General features: G+C 48.3%; 14 protein-coding genes. All 14 read left to right on the top strand.

What is annotated here, in order from left to right; translation table 11 throughout:
- Window positions 1-2 precede the first annotated feature (2 nt).
- The gene (locus LNA76_RS15140) at window positions 3-1,202 is read left to right on the top strand and encodes a polysaccharide biosynthesis/export family protein (protein WP_230019385.1); all 1,200 of its coding nucleotides are present in this window, start codon (window positions 3-5) and stop codon (window positions 1,200-1,202) included.
- 12 nt (window positions 1,203-1,214) lie between these two features.
- Window positions 1,215-2,033: an ABC transporter permease gene (locus LNA76_RS15135; RefSeq protein WP_230019384.1), complete on the top strand. Its 819-nt coding sequence runs from the start codon at window positions 1,215-1,217 to the stop codon at window positions 2,031-2,033.
- Window positions 2,030-2,692, top strand: coding sequence for an ABC transporter ATP-binding protein (locus LNA76_RS15130; RefSeq protein WP_108728406.1), 663 nt, complete (start codon window positions 2,030-2,032; stop codon window positions 2,690-2,692). Before LNA76_RS15135 ends, LNA76_RS15130 begins: the two co-directional genes overlap by 4 nt.
- Window positions 2,689-3,879, top strand: coding sequence for a chain-length determining protein (locus LNA76_RS15125; RefSeq protein ID WP_203226723.1), 1,191 nt, complete (start codon window positions 2,689-2,691; stop codon window positions 3,877-3,879). Before LNA76_RS15130 ends, LNA76_RS15125 begins: the two co-directional genes overlap by 4 nt.
- A gap of 25 nt (window positions 3,880-3,904) precedes the next feature.
- Complete coding sequence (locus LNA76_RS15120; RefSeq protein ID WP_230019383.1) at window positions 3,905-6,622, top strand: hypothetical protein; 2,718 nt, start codon at window positions 3,905-3,907, stop codon at window positions 6,620-6,622.
- 4 nt (window positions 6,623-6,626) lie between these two features.
- Entirely contained in the window at window positions 6,627-7,748 is a 1,122-nt protein-coding gene (gene wecB / locus LNA76_RS15115) for a non-hydrolyzing UDP-N-acetylglucosamine 2-epimerase (protein ID WP_108728408.1), read from the top strand.
- 14 nt (window positions 7,749-7,762) lie between these two features.
- Window positions 7,763-9,028 carry a UDP-N-acetyl-D-mannosamine dehydrogenase gene (gene wecC / locus LNA76_RS15110; protein ID WP_230019382.1) on the top strand — a complete coding sequence of 422 codons (1,266 nt, stop codon included), beginning with the start codon at window positions 7,763-7,765 and terminating at the stop codon, window positions 9,026-9,028.
- A gap of 26 nt (window positions 9,029-9,054) precedes the next feature.
- Window positions 9,055-12,411, top strand: a complete 3,357-nt coding sequence (locus tag LNA76_RS15105; protein ID WP_230019381.1) for a glycosyltransferase family protein — start codon at window positions 9,055-9,057, stop codon at window positions 12,409-12,411.
- Window positions 12,412-13,140 carry a hypothetical protein gene (locus LNA76_RS15100; protein ID WP_230019380.1) on the top strand — a complete coding sequence of 243 codons (729 nt, stop codon included), beginning with the start codon at window positions 12,412-12,414 and terminating at the stop codon, window positions 13,138-13,140.
- Between the two features lie 29 nt (window positions 13,141-13,169).
- Entirely contained in the window at window positions 13,170-14,738 is a 1,569-nt protein-coding gene (locus LNA76_RS15095; protein ID WP_230019379.1) for a heparinase II/III domain-containing protein, read from the top strand.
- A 268-nt stretch (window positions 14,739-15,006) separates the two neighbouring features.
- A complete protein-coding gene (locus LNA76_RS15090) occupies window positions 15,007-15,654 on the top strand; it encodes a hypothetical protein (protein WP_230019378.1) in 648 nt (215 codons plus the stop codon).
- 108 nt (window positions 15,655-15,762) lie between these two features.
- Window positions 15,763-16,419 carry a hypothetical protein gene (locus tag LNA76_RS15085; protein ID WP_230019377.1) on the top strand — a complete coding sequence of 219 codons (657 nt, stop codon included), beginning with the start codon at window positions 15,763-15,765 and terminating at the stop codon, window positions 16,417-16,419.
- A 27-nt stretch (window positions 16,420-16,446) separates the two neighbouring features.
- The gene (locus LNA76_RS15080) at window positions 16,447-17,406 is read left to right on the top strand and encodes a polysaccharide deacetylase (protein WP_230019376.1); all 960 of its coding nucleotides are present in this window, start codon (window positions 16,447-16,449) and stop codon (window positions 17,404-17,406) included.
- Window positions 17,403-18,383, top strand: coding sequence for a polysaccharide deacetylase (locus LNA76_RS15075; RefSeq protein WP_108728413.1), 981 nt, complete (start codon window positions 17,403-17,405; stop codon window positions 18,381-18,383). Before LNA76_RS15080 ends, LNA76_RS15075 begins: the two co-directional genes overlap by 4 nt.
- Window positions 18,384-18,389: the final 6 nt, after the last annotated feature.

Genomic DNA, 18,389 nt, shown 5'->3' with positions numbered 1-18,389 from the left:
GCATGTCTCAATTACTACATACAGCAGTTAGCAAGATCGCCGCAATAGGACGGCCCGTACTGGCCAGTACCCTGGTCGCCGTACTGGCCGGATGTGCCACGATGCCCGACTGGATGCCAGCCGATGGCCCCAGCCGCCAGCAAGTGCAGGAACGACGTGATGGCCGTATCGAAGGCATCACTCTGGTCAATGTGACTGACTCCCTGACCAAGAAACTGGCCGCTAAAAAGCGCATGGGTGACTTTGCTGCCCAGTTCCCTAGCACGGGCTCGAACAACTACCTGATTGGCCCCGGCGATGTGCTGGAAGTGTCGGTATGGGAAGCGCCGCCTGCCATGCTGTTTGGCAGTATTTCCTTGGATCCCAAGGCGACGGCTGCGACGACGAATGCCGTTGCCTTCCCGTCACAAATGGTGACCTCAGATGGCATGATCAGCATGCCTTTTGCAGGCCGTATTGCTGTCCAGGGCCACAACACCCAACAGATTGAAGAAAGCATTGCCAAGCGTTTGCAAGGCAAGGCCAATAACCCCCAAGTACTGGTGCGTGTCACTCAGAACAACTCTTCCAACGTAACGGTGGTGGGCGAAGTCAATCAAAGCACCTTGATGCCCTTGACACCGAAAGGCGAGCGCCTGCTGGATGCCTTGGCCGCCGGAGGTGGCGTTAAACAAGCGGTAAACAGTATCGCCATTCAGCTCTCGCGTGAGCAGAACACATCGACGATGGCCTTGGATACGATCATCCGTAATCCGAGCCAGAACATCATGTTAAAGCCGGGCGATGTGATCACGGCGCTGTATCAGAACCAAAGCTTCTCTATATTGGGCGCCACAGGCAAGAACGAAGAGATTCCGTTTGAAGCCCAAGGTATCTCCCTGGTGCAGGCCCTGGCCCGCTCCGGCGGCCTGGATACCTCACGTGCTGATGCTCGTGGAGTGTTTGTCTTCCGCTTTGAAGATGCTGCGCTGGTGGACGGTGCGCCAGAGTCGACCCTGCTGGACAAGCAGGGCCTCGTACCCGTGGTGTACGAGATCGACCTGCGTGACCCGGCTTCTTTCTTTGTCACCCAGAACTTCCCGGTTCAGGACAAGGACGTGATTTATGTCTCCAATTCGCCAGCGGCTGAATTCCAGAAGTTCCTGCGTCTTGTGGTGTCGGTGGCCGTGCCTAGTACGACCTTGAACAACATGATGAAGTGATGAGCCTCATGGTTGAACGCAAAATTTTTAGTCGAGGTCGAGATGAGTAATCAGGTGCGCAGCCCCATGGCCGTCACCTGGTCGGTCTGGCGGGCGCTGCTTTTGCGCGAATCCTTGGACCGTCTGTTTGATATGCGGGCTGCCTGGTTCTGGTTGTTGATGGAGCCGGTGCTGCATATCAGTTTCATCACGTTTATCTTCACCGTGATTCGTCTGCGTACGGTCGGTGGCATTGATGTCACCGTTTGGATTGTGGTGGGGATGCTGGCGTTTTTTATGTTTCGTCGTACGGCGATGCAGGTGATGCACGCTGCCGATAGTAATAAGCCTTTGTTTGCTTACAGGCAGGTGCACCCCTTTGACACGTATGTCGCACGAGGCGTTTTGGAAGCATTTTTGATGACCTTGGTGTCCGCCATTATCTTAGCGGGAGCAGCCTTGCTTGGGCATGACGTACGGCCTGATGACCCCTTGCAGGTTTTGGTGGCGATATTTGGGTTATGGCTTTTTGGTGTGGGCTATGGCTTGGTGGCCTCTGTCTTGATGGCCTTGGTGCGTGAGACAGAGCACATATTGAAAATCATGATGATGCCGTTGTACTTGATCTCCGGGGTCATCATGCCGATTTCTGCCGTTCCCCAGCCTTATCGGGATCTGCTCTTGTTCAATCCTTTGGTGCATGGTCTGGAGCTGGTACGCCAGGGTTTTTCAGATTACTACCACATGGTGTCCGGTATCAGCATGGGGTACCTGTACCTATGGGGGGTGGTCAGCTTGTTTCTGGGCCTGGTTTTGTATAGACGCTTTACACAGCAGTTGGTGATGAAATGATCGTCGTCAAGGATGTTTATAAGCGCTACAAGACCGCCCATGGTGTGGGCCGTTGGGTGTTGGAAGGGGTCAACCTGACAATCCCACCCAAGGTAAATGTGGGTTTGATTGGCTCTAACGGTGCTGGGAAATCTACGTTGTTGCGCTTGATCGGTGGGGTGGATCACCCCAATAAGGGAACGGTGCAGCGTATGTGCAGGGTGTCGTGGCCCATGGGCAACGGGGGGTTGGAGGGCACCTTGACCGGCCGCCAAAACGCCAAGTTTGTGTGCAGAGTGCATGGTCATCAAGAAGATCTGGCAGATCGGCTGGCTTTTATTAAAGATTTTTCTGAACTGGGTCGAGCTTTTGAGGAGCCGGTCTATACCTACTCCTCTGGAATGCGCTCCCGCCTTCAGTTTGCGCTGTCGTTTGCCTTTAATTTCGATGTGTACATCTCGGACGAGGTGACGGCAGCGGGTGATGCGGCATTCCGTAAGAAAGCCGCGGACGCCTTTAAAACCATGACCAATCGCGCGGGCTTGATCATGGTGGCTCACGACAATAAAACCTTAAAACAATTTTGCCAGGCGGGTGTCTGGCTGCATCAAGGACGAGCGCACTGGTTTGACCAGATTGACGATGCGCTCAATGCCTACAAGGATTCGCTTCCAAAATGACAGATACACCTCAAGTCACTACGCAGGCGGCTAGCACCGCTTCTAATCAAGCCGTTTCAAAGAAACCTACCTTTGGAGCTCGCCTGCGTTCGTGGTTTTCATTGCGCTTATTTGATTACGCCGTACGTGTGATTCTGATCCTGGCTGTTTTGACGTCGGCGTACTGGTTGATCTTTGCCTCGAACCGCTATGTGTCCGAGGCTAACGTCATTATCCGAAAGACAGACTCGGTAGGAGCCCCCTCTTTTGACTTAGGGATGTTGGTATCGGGTGTGGCTACTGTTGATCGCGCGAACCAGTTGTTGTTGCGTGATTACTTGTTGTCCGTGGACATGCTTAAAAAGCTCGATCAGTCTTTGGATTTACGTACGCATTACAGCTCCTCGGATCATGATCTGGTGTCGCGGATGTGGTTCCAGGATGCGTCGCTAGAGTGGTTTCACCGTCATTACCTGCGTCGTGTCGAAGTGGAGTTTGATGATTTCTCTGGTGTGTTGCGCATCAAGGTCCAAGCTTATAGCCCCGAGATGGCTCAGGCGATTACGGAGCTGCTGGTTAAGGAAGGCGAGCGTTATATGAACGTCTTGGGCCATGAAATGGCCCAGGTTCAGGTCGATTTCTTGGTTACTCAGGTTGACCAGGCGCAGGAGCGCTTTCAACAAGCGAGCCAGGACTTGCTGAACTACCAGAATGAAGCCGGTTTATTGTCCCCACAAGCCACAGCAGAAAGTATTAATGCGATTGTGGCTGCCTTGGAAGGGCAGCGGGCTCAGTTGCAGACCCAATTGGCCTCTTTGCCCAAGTCATTGGATCGTGACCATCCCAATATTCTGATGCTTAAACAGTCTTTGAAAGCAGTGGACGAGCAAATTAAGCAAGAAAAGCTGAAGTTGGCGACGCCGTCCGGCGGCACGTTGAATGCCTATGTAGAAGAGTTTTATCGCTTGGATATGAATGTGAAGTTCACACAAGAGCTCTACAAATCCTCTTTAACTGCTTTGGAGAAAGGCAGGATTGATGCCACTCGCATGTTGGAGAAAGTGTCTGTGCTGCAGTCCGCCACCTTGCCCGAGTATCCGATGGAGCCGCGTCGTCTGTACAACACCTTGGTGACTTTGCTGTTGGCGCTGATCCTGGCCGGGATTTTGAAGCTGCTCAAGAGCATTGTCCTGGACCATGTGGACTAATAAGAAAGATAGGAAATCCATTTAAATGTCTATGTCACCTGTTGTGCCTTCTGAATTAGGTCATGAGAAACCGGTATCTACGCATGCGCAATGTTTGGAAGAGGAGAACCGGCTGTTGTTTGATCAACTGCAAGTCGTGCAGGAGGAGTTAGGGCGTTTGTATGATCACCCCCAGGCAACTGGGCGTGATTTGAAGCCGACAGTCATTAATGTGGCACCTGTAGACGTGCGGCTTATCGAGATTCAGGCGGAAAGTGTTCGCTTGGAGTGCCTGCTTAAGGTGCAAACCCAGCTACATGACTTAAAGACTCAATATGCTTTAGCTAAACAGCTTGGCGACATTTTGATTGAGGGTGTGCAGTCTACAGGCTCGTTGATCTCGGTGCCGGGGCGTTTGCGTCAGGCTTGGCGTCAAAATCGTCGCACCCAGCCTCCTGCTGCACTGGGTGGGAAATCTTTCGACAAAGTTATTCAGGCGTATCAGCAAGGGGGGGACTCTCAAGTCGAATCCTTGCTGAATCAGGCTTCAGTTTCAAAAAGTGTGCAAGCCAGTGCGTGGACAGCTGTAGCCCGGACTTATATGACGGCTGAACCAACCTTGGTTGCGACGATGGCGCGCCGGGCCTTTGCGTTGGAGCCACGTGGGTTCCGTCAAAAATGGTTGGCGTTTCGATTGCATGAGTCTGGTGATTTGCTTGAGGCAGAAGCACTCTTGGCGCTCTTACCCGAGGAAGTGTCTTTTACTGACTCTGAGGCGCGTCAACGCGATCGTTTGCTGAAGCAGGCGAAAGAGTTTCGTTTAGATCAAGTCCGCTCTGTATCTGATGTTGAGGCGCAGCATGCGGCGGTGCAGCGTCAGTGGGCGGAGCTGGCTGAATCACGCAACGCGATGGTCAGTACTCTTAAACAGCAAGGAATACAGCTGTCTAGCGTGCGCGATGAGGTGCAGCGTCTGAATCAAGAAAAACAAGAGCAACTTGTTGTAGTTGAAGCATTGCGAGCACAGATCCAGCGGTTACAGCAGGATCATCAGAAAACCCTTCAAGAGCGAAGCCAGCAAGAAGATCAACAGCGACAGTTCATGCGTCAGGAGCAGGGCAATACGCAGGCTGCACTCAAACAAGTAGCGGATTTGAAACGTGAGCTGGAGCAAGAAGAACAGTTGAAGTTACAGACGCAACGTGAGTGCGTGGGTTTGCAAGCTGATCTGAAACGGATCAGGCAAGCTCTGGAGGACAAAGAGGCACAAGCAGGGCAATGGTTTGAACAATGTGTCACTGTGCAAGGTGGCTTGGCGGATATGGCCCAGCAATGTGAGCAGCTTAAGGATGAGCTGCAGATGCACCACCGCGAGAAAGAGGAAGCCTTGTCGCAGCTTCAAATTTTGCGTATCGCTCATGATGAGTCACTTGTAATTGCAGAGCAACGTTTGGAGGAGGTTGAGTCCCTGCTGGTGCAGTTAGAGGAATCAGTCGCAGAGTGTGAGGAATTTCGGGTGCAACTGCGGGATGCTCAGGAAGAAAAGGACTCTTTGCTTTTGCAAGTGCAGGAGTTAAGGGAGGCCCGTGATGGATTGGTTGTGCTTGCTGCTCAGCGCTTGGATGAAGTGCATGCGTTGCAATCTCAAGTTCAGGCAATAACGCAGGAACGAGATGAGGCAAGGCAGCAAATCAATGTGGAGCGAACAGACCATAAGTCTTTGCAGGCTCAATTGAGTCAAGCTTTTCAAGTTCGTGATGAGTACATAGCTTTAGCCGCACAGCGTCAGGGGGAGTTGTTGCAGCAAGCTAAAGAGCAATTGAGCTTGGAAAAGAGTAAAGCCGCACTGGAGGCACGCCAACTGGAGTTACAGCAATCATTGTCGGCGCAGACTGCGCGTGAAACAGATCTGCTAGAGCGCTTGAGTGCCCAAGTGCAGTCCTTGGCCGCTCGTGACGCGGCAGTTCCAGGGATACAAGAGGAATTGTTTAAAAAGCAATCCGAAGAGCTGCTCCGTGTTCGTCGCCATATTGAAACAGCGGTTAAGAATAATAGTGCTAATGCGGTACGTCAGCTCCAGTCCTTTGTTGGGATGCAAGAGTATTTTGCCACTGGAGTGCTACCTGCATTTAACAGTGAGGCCCACAGTTGGCCAATCTCTGCTGACTTTGCATTATGTTTGATGCGGCAATTGGTGCTTAAACCCTACGACCTTGTTGTTGAGTTTGGGTCAGGCATGTCCACCGTTATTGTGGCTAAGACATTGGCGTTGATGGCGGAACGTGGTGATACCCGACAGACCCAGTTCGTGTCCTTCGAGCATTTGGATTCGTATTACGAGCAAACCTTAGCGCATCTCCAACAAGCAGGGTTGGAGCAGGCAGCGCAGTTGACACTGGCACCACTCAAGGACTGGCAGTCTGCGGACGGCCAAGTTTATCCGTATTACAGCTGCCAAAGCACCTTGGCCAAACTGGCCAAACAAAAGCAAGTTACTCGAAAACGCATTTTGGTGATTGTAGATGGTCCTCCGGCGGCTACGGGCCCTCAAGCTCGATACCCCGCAGGTCCTTTGTTAATGGAGCATTTCTCCAATGCCCATATTGATTTTTTGATGGATGACTATATCCGCGAAGATGAAAAGCAAGTGGTGCAGCATTGGTTGGCAGATATAGAAACCTTGGGGCTGGCTGGAACATCTACCGATTACAAGCTTGAAAAAGACGCCTGTTTATTAACTGTTTATCCTAAAGGCTCAACGTAAGTTTATGAAGATTTTGACTGTATTTGGCACACGACCGGAGGCCATCAAAATGGCTCCGGTGGTTAAGGCATTGGCTGCTGACTCTGCATTTGAAGCGCGCGTGTGTGTCACGGGTCAGCACCGCCAGATGCTGGATCAGGTTCTGGATATTTTTTCTATCAAACCTGATTTTGACTTGAACCTGATGAAGCCAGGTCAGGACCTGTATGACATCACCAGTAATGTGTTGTTGGGTATGCGTGATGTGTACAAGCAATGGCAACCAGACATGATTTTGGTGCATGGTGATACGACCACTACGATGGCTGCAGCGTTGTCAGCTTATTACGCCAAGATCAAGGTCGGTCACGTAGAGGCTGGCCTGCGTACTCATAATAAGTACTCGCCTTGGCCAGAGGAAATGAACCGTCGCCAAGCGGGCGTATTGGCTGATGTGCACTTTGCTCCAACCGAGCAATCGCAGTCTCATTTATTGCATGAGGGTGTCGATCCCAAGACGGTGCATATTACAGGCAATACCGTCATTGATGCGCTGTTGGATGTAGCAGCGCGCGTACGTCAGGACTCGGAACTGCGTAGCCGTTTTGAGGCTCAGTTCTCTTTTATCAATCCAGCTAAACGCTTGGTTCTGGTGACGGGGCATCGTCGCGAGAACTTTGGCTCTGGCTTTGAAAACATCTGCCTGGCTTTGCGCCAGATTGCCTCCCGTGGCGATGTGCAGGTGGTGTATCCCGTGCACTTGAATCCGAATGTTCAGGAACCAGTACGTCGTATCTTATCCGACGTTTCCGACGTTCATTTGATCGAACCATTGGATTATTTGCCCTTTGTTTACCTAATGGATCGTTGTGACCTTTTGGTCACTGACTCCGGGGGCATTCAAGAAGAAGCGCCTTCTTTGGGCAAACCGGTATTGGTGATGCGAGACACAACCGAGCGTCCTGAAGCCGTGGATGCAGGAACGGTGCGTTTGGTGGGAACAGAAACACACGCCATTGTCAGCGCAGCTACGCAGTTGCTGGATGACGCTGCAGAATATGAGCGTATGGCGCGGGCGCACAACCCCTATGGGGACGGCAAGGCCGCCACCCGCATTAGCGAAATTTTAAAAACTTTGATCTCTTGATTCGGAAAACCAGCATGTTTGAAACTCTCTCCATGATCGGCCTGGGCTATATTGGCCTGCCTACTGCCACATTATTTGCCTCCCGCCGCAAGAAGGTCATTGGCGTTGATGTGAATGCTTACGCGGTCGATACGATTAATCAGGGCCGGATTCATATTGTTGAGCCTGAACTGGATATGCTGGTGCAGGCTGCTGTGCACGGTGGCTATTTGCGCGCTACGCTGACGCCAGAACCCGCTGACGCGTTTTTGATTGCTGTCCCCACTCCGTTCCTGGAAGGCAACAAACCTGACCTGAGCTATATCGCCGATGCAGCCAAAGCCATTGCACCCGTGTTGGCCAAAGGCAATCTGGTCATTCTGGAGTCCACTTCCCCGGTGGGTACGACTGAGCAGTTGGCCCAGTGGCTGGCCGAGGCCCGTCCTGATTTGAGTTTCCCTCAGCAAGCAGGCGAGGAAGCTGACATTCAGGTGGCCTATTGCCCAGAGCGTGTTTTGCCAGGTCGTGTTGTTCATGAATTGGTGAGTAACGACCGCGTCATTGGCGGCATGACACAAAAAGCCACCGAGATGGCTACCGAGCTGTACCGGATCTTTGTGGAAGGTGCTTTGGTGCCAACCAATGCCCGTACCGCTGAAATGTGCAAACTGACCGAGAACAGCTTCCGCGATGTCAATATCGCATTTGCCAACGAGCTGTCCCTGATTTGTGATCGCTTGAATATTAATGTGTGGGAACTGATCAGCCTGGCTAACCGTCACCCACGCGTTAATATTTTGCAGCCTGGTGCCGGGGTGGGTGGTCATTGCATCGCTGTGGACCCTTGGTTCATCGTGGACAAAACACCTGAAGAGGCCCGCATTGTTCGCTTGGCTCGCGAGATCAACGACTACAAACCTGAGTGGGTTGTGGAGAAAGTCAAAGCCGCTATTGCCGGAGTGCTGTCGCTGCGTCCTGACGCACGCATGGCAGACATTAAAGTGGCATGCCTGGGCTTGGCCTTTAAACCCGATATTGATGACTTGCGCGAAAGCCCTGCTGTTGGTGTTGCCAAGAAGATTGCCAGCCTGGGATGCAAAGTACACGCCGTAGAACCCAACATCAAAGAATTGCCCGCCAAGCTACAAGGCACTGGAATTGAGCTGTCCGCTCTGGGTAGCGCGCTGGCTGATGCTGACGTCGTCTGCGTTCTTGTCAAACACCGTCCATTCATTGAGCAAGTTGCTGAAATCCGCAAGCATGCTCAGTGTATTGATGTTGTAGGTTTGTTTGCGGAATAAGCGTTAGGAAGGCAGAAAAGGCTGATATGTTGCAATCAAAAGTAAGTAGTGCTGCGCGGGCATTTCGCGATGGAGAGTTTGCTCAGGCGATGGCCCTGTACAAAGAGCTGGGTGAGCAGTTGGGGCATCAGTTCTTTGCTGCGAACCTGGCTTTATGCCAGTCTCGTTTAGGTGCATCCGTAGGCTATGGTGAGCTGGCTAGCTTACCCGTCAAGCAGCTGCGTGTGGCGGGGGTGATGGATGAGTTTACTTTTCACTCCTATGACCCGGAGTGTGAGCTGTTGCAGTTGCACCCTGAGCACTGCATTGAGCAGTTGGAAAGGTTTAAGCCACATATACTTTTTATTGAGTCAGCCTGGCAGGGGTTTGAACAGCTCTGGAAGCTGAAGATCAGTACAAATGGCCCGGAAATTAATGCGTGCATTGATTGGTGCAAGCGTAATGGCGTACCAACCTTGTTTTGGAATAAAGAGGATCCGGTGCATTTTGGCACCTTTATTCCCTTGGCCAAGCAAGTGGATTACGTCTTTACGACAGATATTGATTGTGTGCCTAAATACAAGGCTCATGTAGGCCACGATCAAGTCTACTTTTTGCCTTTCGCAGCACAACCCAAAACGCATAATCCAATCGAGCTCTTTGATCGTAAAGACGCCTTTAATTTCGCGGGCTCTTACTATCTTCGCTATCCAGAGCGTCAGAGGGACTTTGCCGCGTTGATTAATGCGGTAAAGGATTTACGTCCGGTCGAAATCTACGATCGAAATGCTGATAATCCCCATCCGCATTACACATTCCCCGATGAGTACAAGCCCATGATCCTGGGCAAGTTGCCGTTCGCTGAAATTGACAAAGCCTATAAGGGCTATCGCTACGGCATCAATATGAACACAATCAAGCAATCACAGACGATGTTTGCGCGAAGAGTGTTTGAGCTGTTGGCCTCGAATACCGTTGTGGTATCAAATTTTTCGCGCGGAGTGCGATTGCTGTTTGGTGATCTTGTTGTCTCATCTGATAACCGGGATCAGCTTGCGGAGCGTATGAGCCTTGCCGTTAGTGAGGAATTACATTATCGCAAATTGCGCTTGTTAGGGTTGCGCAAGGTAATGAAAGAGCATACATATGCTCAGCGTTTAGCTTACATTCGGGCGAAATTAACAGGACAGTCATTTAAAGCTGAAGGGCCGATGGTTGTATTGTTCGCTCAGTCGACTAGTATCGAAGAGCAACAACGACTGGTGAGTTCTTTTCAACGTCAGCAGTATGACAATAAGCAACTCTATTTAGTGACGTCTGAGCTCAATTCTGCATCTTCTGTTCAAGGTGTTGTGCCGTATGCTTCGGTAGATGAAGCTTTGGAGGCAGTCAGTCGATTACCTATAGAGACCTTAGTAGGTTGCTTGCACCCTGATGACTTCTATGGAGAGCATTATTTAACCGATTTGGCTTTAGCTAGTACATATAGCTCGGCTTTAGCATTTGGCAAGAAAACTCGTTATATCGTCGAAAATGGTGCCTTGGTTTTGGTAGGCAAGGCTCAGCAATATCGACAAACTTCCATGTTGTGGTGGAGGTCTGCTTTGGTTCGCCTAGCAGTTTGGCAAGATGCTGTAAAACAACGAGACAAGTGGGGGAATTTAGCAGAACAAGAAATCCGATGCGTAGAGATGTTCGCAATTGATGAGTTCAATTATGTTGAGAACGGTATTTGTCTATTGGAGTCTGACAGAAAAATAGTAACTGATCTGGAGGTGGTTGATCAGGGCGTATCTTTCGGCGGTTATTTGGCGGTCATTGCAGAGAGCTTGCCTGCGTCATTGAATGAGGTCGAAACGAATAGTGATTTACCGCAATTGGATGCTTCTGCATTGCTTAATTGGATACCTGCTAGAGAAGGGGTCTCCTTTTCATTAGATGAAAATAAGCTTCAAGTGGTATCTACGCTTAAGCCGGGTCAACATGCTTACTTGTATTCAAGAAATACGCGAACTCGGGAGGAAATGAATTTGCTGCTTAATAGCCAATTTCACCTTCGAAGTGAGTGTGCTGTGAATATGCGGACAGTATTTGAGTTTCAAGATAAAAATGGAAAAAAAATATCGCACCAGATGAATGCAGTAGGGGATAAACATGCATTGGCGATCCCGGCACACTGCACTAAGGTTCGATTTGGCCTACGTATTGAGGGGCCTGGTACTGCGGCAATTGAGAGTCTGGTTCTTGGTAGTAATGCAGAGCGGCCTGCGGCCGTGATTAGTAAGTCTCCTTATCTAGCGCTTGCTAAGCAGTATCCAGCCTATGATGATTTGTATCGTTATGGGTTTCTTCATAGTCGTTTGCGTTCTTATAAGGCTGCAGGACGCGTAGTCGATATGTTCAAGATACATTCCGGCCCTGCAGGGTATCGAGAATTTGAGAATATGGATGTTGCAACTGGAGATGCGAGCCTATTAGATGCGACACTTGCTACAGGGCAAATTAAACATGTTTTGGTTCATATTCTAGATCAGAATATGTGGAGAGTACTGGAAAAATATTTAGATACCATCAAAGTGACCGTATGGGCACATGGTTCCGAAATTCAAGCCTGGTGGCGTCGGGAATTTGAGTTTAGGAACTTGATGGAATCGGAAATTGAGAGAAAGAAAAAGTTAGGGGAAAATAGAAATAAATTCTGGCGTAAAATTTTTGAAAATCCCCACAAAAATTTACATTTTGTTTTTGTTTCTCGCTATTTTGCGGAAGAGGTTTTCCAGGATTTGTCTATAACCCTGTCTGAAGATAAGTATTCGATTATTCATAATCCTATTGATACGGATCTATTTTCATATAACAAAAAAGACTCAGTTAAGAAAAGAAAAATATTGTCGATTCGACCATATACTGCGCATGCCTATGCTAACGATATAAGTGTTAAGGCGATTCTAGAGTTGTCAGAAAAGCCAGGGTTTAATGAATTGGAGTTTCGTTTAGTGGGCGATGGAGAACTCTTTGATGAGACATTGTTACCATTGAGGGGGTTCTCGAATGTTCAGATTGAAAAGAAATTTTTGACGCAAAAAGAAATAGCGGAACTACATAAAGAGTATGGAGTGTTTTTGGTCCCAACAAGATGTGATACTCAAGGAGTATCCAGAGATGAAGCTATGTCTTCAGGGCTTGTGCCAGTAACAAATGCAGTAGCCGCAGTGCCAGATTTTGTTGATGAAAGTTGCGCGGTTTTAGCTAAAAAAGAAGATGTGGATGAAATGGTAGAGGGGATTCTGAAGCTCATGAATAATGATGATTATTTTCAAAAATTATCTATAAACGCTGCCCGTAGGGTGAGGGGACAAAGCTCTAGGGAAATAATTATTAAAAAAGAGTTTGATTTATTTTAAATGGGTGCTCCTATGTTAATAGAAGAAAAAATTGAGTTGCCTGACCAGGAGCAATGCTTTATTGATGTTGGTGATAGAAAGATAACTTATTACCTTTCTAGATCTATTGAGGATAATAAGCCAATTTTATTTATTTTGCATGGGCATGGATATGCTGAAAATCCAGCAAAATTTAAAAGCAGAAATTGGAATGTTGTTTGTCCTATGGATTTTTTTGGCGAAAATGGTTATGGGTCGTGGTATTTGGGTGAAAGAGGAGATTTTTTCTGGATTGAGGCGATAAAACGTATCATTGATCAAGTTCGAGAAAAAACGGGAAAGGGCCGGCTCTATTTTTGGGGCTCTAGTATGGGAGGGTATGGCGCTATCTTGCATGGCTATTTAAATCATGCTGTGGCTATATATGCAAATATTCCTCAAACCGTGCTATTGGGTAGTAAATATTCTGAGAGTGGGATGAGAAAATATTTTGAGCCGATATTTTCCGATGACTTGTCCGAGTATAATGATCTTAAGAATTTAATTAAAACAAGGAATAGAACAAAATTTTTTCTTTGCTTTAATCAATTGGAGGGTGGGGACTATTTTAGAGAGCAGGGGTTGGATTTTATTAGTCATGTGCATGCATTGAGACAGAAAATTTACCTGGAAGTTAGGCCTCTTGCGTCTCATGGAAAAAACCACGGTGTATCTGAGGCAATAGAATTATTTAAGAAGTTTAATGATTGATAGGCGTTAGTTTTTTTAAAGGTTGTGGAGTGGCTGAGCTTAATTTGAAATTTTTGCCAAAGGTGACTGAAAATGATTATCAAATTGCCAAAAGATTTTTAGATGAAAAGGTGATTGATAATAAAAAATTTGGTGATGTCTATATTGGTGAAAATATTTGGAGTTGCGGCCCTCAGGAAAATCGCATGTGGCTATGGACATTGCATGCGTTTTTGCCAATTGACTGCTTGCTAGCTGTTGGAAAGTATAAAGACGCAAGAGGGGTGATAGATTCATGGGTGCAGCAATATTCGGATGTAGATAGAACCACTGGTTTTCCTTGGCATGACCATGCTACGGCTTTGCGGTTGGATAGGTTAAGTATTGTGCAGTTAAAAGACTCCACATGTGATTATTCCGAGGTGGCGGCTCTGCATGCGAACTTGCTTATGCAGGACGATTTTTATTCTAAAGATACTAATCATGGGTTTGACCAATCTTTATCGCTGATATTGGCGTCCTTTGCTTTTCATAATTGTAAGGATTCGTCTGATTGGTTGCGGGTCGGCTTATCTCGTCTGAGATCTGAGTTGGATTTTGCTTTTACATCTGAAGGTGTCCATGTAGAGAACAGTCCTGCTTATCATTTCGGAATGATTTCAAATTTACTTCGTGCGAAGAATATTTTGGAACATATAGATAGCAAGGGATTGGATTTTGATTCTTTAATTAATAAAGCGATTTTGTTTTTGGTTTGGATTACTCGCCCAGATAGGTTTCTTGCCTATATGGGTGATAGTGCAAGTTATAGACCGAGCGTCCCTGCTGCCTTGCTGGGGATGGAAAATGTAAAGTATTTGGATTGGGTTGCTAGTGGTGGCACTCGAGGAATGTTGCCTGCCGGTAAATTTAAGGTTTATTCAGAATCGGGTTATGCTATTTACCGATCTGCTTGGCATGATTGGCCGGGGCATACTCATCTAATAATGAAATGTGGGTTTTTGAGTAAATATCATCGGCAGGATGATGATTTAAATATTGTGCTCCACGCTTATGGTGAGGACTGGTTAATAGATTCTGGTCTTTATAATCATAATCAGAAAGATCCGGTTCGTATTTACATGCGGTCAGGTTATGCGCATAATATTCCATTTTTTCCAGGTCGAAAAATAAGTAGGGCTCAGACGGGAAAAGAAGTCAGCGCTTTATTAGAGTGTGATCCGTGTGATTATGCTTTTGCTGTGGAAGGGATAAGCAAAATGCATAATGGAGTAACCGTTAGAAGAAAGTTATTTATTAGAAATGAGAGAGAGTTTAGAGTTTTAGATAGATTTAAAGGTGGTGAAGGTGAGAATAGATATTGGATGTTTCATTTTCCTTTAAATAAAAAAATAAAATATGGTGGTGGGAAGGCTGTTATTTCTGGAAGGGGGATGGATCTAGTTATAAGGGCAAATGTTGCCGGTTTGACGGCAAATGTATACAAAGGAATGAATGGTGATTTTCCTAGTGTGCTAAGTAAGGTTTTGAATAAATTTGAGGATTCTCAGGTTTTGGTTTTTGGCCCGTCGACTGCAGATCAAATTGTTTTTTCTTTGAATTTTGTCAGTCGAGAGTGATTGTGTTTTACGGGGAAAATAAGAAAAAAATTCATAATTTTTGAGTATGTATTTTTTTAAAATGGATAAAGTTCCATAAAGTTAATGGATTTAATTATAAGAGGTTAGTGCGACTGTAATTTGCATATCCAAGAATAAATAGAAAATACGGATCGCGAAGTAGGTGCCTGTGATTTAGGGATTTTAGAGCGAATACTGGGGATGTTGATTAGGCTGTGATTGTGCTCTCCCGCTGCTTTATTTACTAGTTTTAATGCCGAAATTTCATATGAAAAAAACAACTGAAATGAACCCGTCAGGCAGTACTGCTGCTGAACAGACCATTACGCCATGGTTGGAAATGCTTTCTGGTTTTATGGATCGTGGTATTCCTTCCGCCTCTCTTATTTGGGAAATGGGGCGAAAATTCCAAAAAGAGGGAGATGCTGTAGGGGTGAGGCGATGTGAGCAGCTGAACTATCTACTCCACAACTCATCAATTCCAACTAGTGTGCAATTGGGGGAAGGAACTACTTTTGGCTATGGTGGAATAGGCGTGGTTATCCATGGTTTAGCCGAACTGGGGAAGGGAGTAGTGGTTGGGACTAACGTCACCATTGGTGGGAAAACGAACCCGGCAAATCGAGTTAATTCCAATGAAACTCGGGTCTATGTTCCTAGAATTGGAGATCATGTCTATCTGGCGACTGGTTGTAAAGTGCTTGGTGGTGTGGAAATTGGGGCCATGAGTATTATTGGTGCGAACTCCGTCGTTATTTCGGACATCCCACCTTTAAGTGTGGCGGCCGGTTCACCCGCTAAGGTTAGGAGAAGTATCACCCCAGAAAATTGTTTAGAGTATCGTGGCTCATTTTCTGGATTAAAGCATCTTTCTCGAGAGCAGTTTGTAGAGTATGTACGAGAAATGGCTGCTTAGTTTTCTTCAGGCGATTTTTTTTGCTGTCATTTTCCGTTCTATTCCTCGTTCTTTAGAAATTCGGCCTATCGGTATCTGTATACCAAACATAATGCACGGAGCCATGTCGTGATTTGCGATGTAGTCGACACGGTTGCGCCTGCTCAGTTGACTTGGCATTGGCATGGGCATTCCGAGTTGTATTGGGCCTTGAATAAAACAGGTGTTTCATTGGTGGACGGTGAAATGGGCGATGTGCTTCATATCACGTCCCCCCAACTAATAACGACAGCGGCCAGTATTCAGCGCTTACCGGGTTCACGAGGACAGAAGACTCTTGTGTCGTCTGTGTTTGCAACGGAGCGCGTAGCGGTCTGGTGGGTGTTCTCACGTACCGAAGCACTGCCTGTGTGTGACTTGCAGAAAAATGTGTTTGTAGTTGACGGGCATCCTATCCCTTTGGGAGACAGGCTGGGTGGAGTGGCTGAGACGTTATCTCTTTTGCCAACTGAAGCACCTTCGTTACAAGTGACTGCAGTGCGCAAGGGTAGAATCGTGACTGCAGTATGTCATGTGAATAAAAATCGTTTTCCGGGAGATGTGGAATTCGCGTTTTATCTCATGTCCGGGGAGTCGAAACTCCAGGTCCAGTGGTACAGCCCTAGTGCTCAGGTAGAGCTGCAAGTGCCTGATAGCGTTGATATAAATACGTTGAAAGTACATGGATTTGTACGGAGTAAATCGGATCACACACGAAAACTTATGAAAGCTGTACAGGTGCTCTGATGAGGCCATTCAATCAGGGTGGTTGATTTGGGTACAAGAAATCGTTTCGCTTTACTGACAGTTGACACCGAAGCACTTCAGCGCAGGGCGTCGGACAAGCACGTCCAACGCTTGGTCTGGGGCGAACACCCCACCGGTACTGCCGGCATCCGCGAGATGAGCGCTATTGGCGACGAGTTCGGTGCCAAGCATGTGTTCTTTGTGGACTTATGCGCCACGCTGGGGCAGCAAGCTGACATGCTGGAAGCAGTTCGCTGGCTGGATCAACAAGGTCAGGATGTGCAGCTACATGCCCATCCTGAAACCTTGCCCAAGTCTTTCTGGGTGGACCACGGTTTGGACCATCGTCCAGCTTTAATGAATGAGTACAAAGACCAACGCCGTGCCGAATTCGTCTTCCGACACTTCGGCAAGCTGATCTCTGACGTCACTGGCAAACCCATCCTTGCCCATCGCGCCGGTTCTTTCCGCTGGAATGCCCTCACAATCCGTGCCTTGCAGGCAGTCGGTATTCCCTTGTCGTTCAACCAGTCCATGCGGGCCGCCTTGTTGAAGCGCTGTCCAACAGGCCAGCCTGATTGCTTGCCTTACGCCTGGTCCAACGGCACGATTGAAGTCCCGGTAACAGAGCGCTTTAGCCCTGGTGTGTTGGATGCCAAACCGGACCGCTGGTCCAGTCTGACCTACCCGGAGTCTTCTTATTTTCAATATGGTTCACGGCCTACGACTTTCTGGAAGGATCCTCTGTGGTCTTTACCCAAAGTCTCGGTGGTGTTGATGCATTCCTGGTCTTTGCTGGATTTGGATGAAAATGGCCATTTCCAGTACACCAACGACCGTCTGCTGGAGGGCTACCGCCTGTTCTTGCAACGAGTTGTTAAGGACTACGACGTGATCACCACAGCAGATTTTTTGGATCTGCAGGCGCGGGGTAAAATCCGTCTTTCGCGAACAGTTAACTTAGAGCAGGTAGAAACACAGGTATGAGGGATCGCTACGCAATGATTACGGTCGATACAGAGGCACTGCCCAAGCGCGCCTCTGACGATCACGTTAATCGTCTGATCTGGGGGCGATTTCCAAGAGGTACGGCCGGGGTGGCCGAGATGTGCAAGATCGGTGACGAGTTCGGCGTCAAGCATGTGTTCTTTACGGACTTGTGCGGGGCTTACTCGCGTCTGGATGAGCTGAAAGAGGTTGTGCGCTGGCTGGATGAACAAGGCCAGGATGTGCAACTGCACACGCACCCGGAGTACTTGCCCGACAGCTTCTGGAAAGAGCATGGTTTGTCGAACCGTCCACAGTACATGAACCAGTACACCGAGCAGGCTCGTGCCGAGTTCGTGTTCAAGCACTTTGCGGGTTTGATGTCCGAGGTAACAGGCAAGCCGGTTCTGGCGCATCGTGCCGGGTCGTTTCGCTGGAACGCAGACACGATTCGTGCTTTGAAGGCAGTGGGTATTCCTTTGTCCTTCAACAATTCTGTATGCGCCGTGCATAACAATCAGTGCATTTATAGCAAACCCACGAACAAGCCTTTTACTTGGTCCAATGGCGTGATTGAGGTGCCTATGACCGAGAAACGGATTCTAGGTAAGGTAGGCAAGCCGGAGTGGTGGGCTCGCCTTACTTACCCAGAGTCCAGCTATTTCCGCTTCCGTCCCTGGTGGGGGCAGTTGCTGTTGAATACCCTTAGCGGCAACCCTTCCTTTGCTGTCTTTCTGCTGCACTCCTGGTCCTTGCTGTTCTGGGACGAGAACGGCTTGGGAGAATATCGTGACGATAGCCGCATGGAAGGCTATCGCAAGCTGCTGGCCCGTCTGACTAAAGATTATGACGTGATTACGACGGCAGAGTTTCTGGACTTGAAGGCTCGCGGAAAAATTGTTGTGCCTGATACGGTGGACTTGTCGCTGGCAGAGCTTCAAGCAGAACCGGACAATAAAATTCAGAAAAAGGCTTGAGGGAAA

Source organism: Alcaligenes sp. MMA (assembly GCF_020907215.1).
Lineage (GTDB): Bacteria > Pseudomonadota > Gammaproteobacteria > Burkholderiales > Burkholderiaceae_B > Alcaligenes > Alcaligenes aquatilis.
The sequence above is the reverse complement of the archived record's forward strand: the minus strand, read 5'-3'. Positions and strand labels throughout refer to the sequence as shown.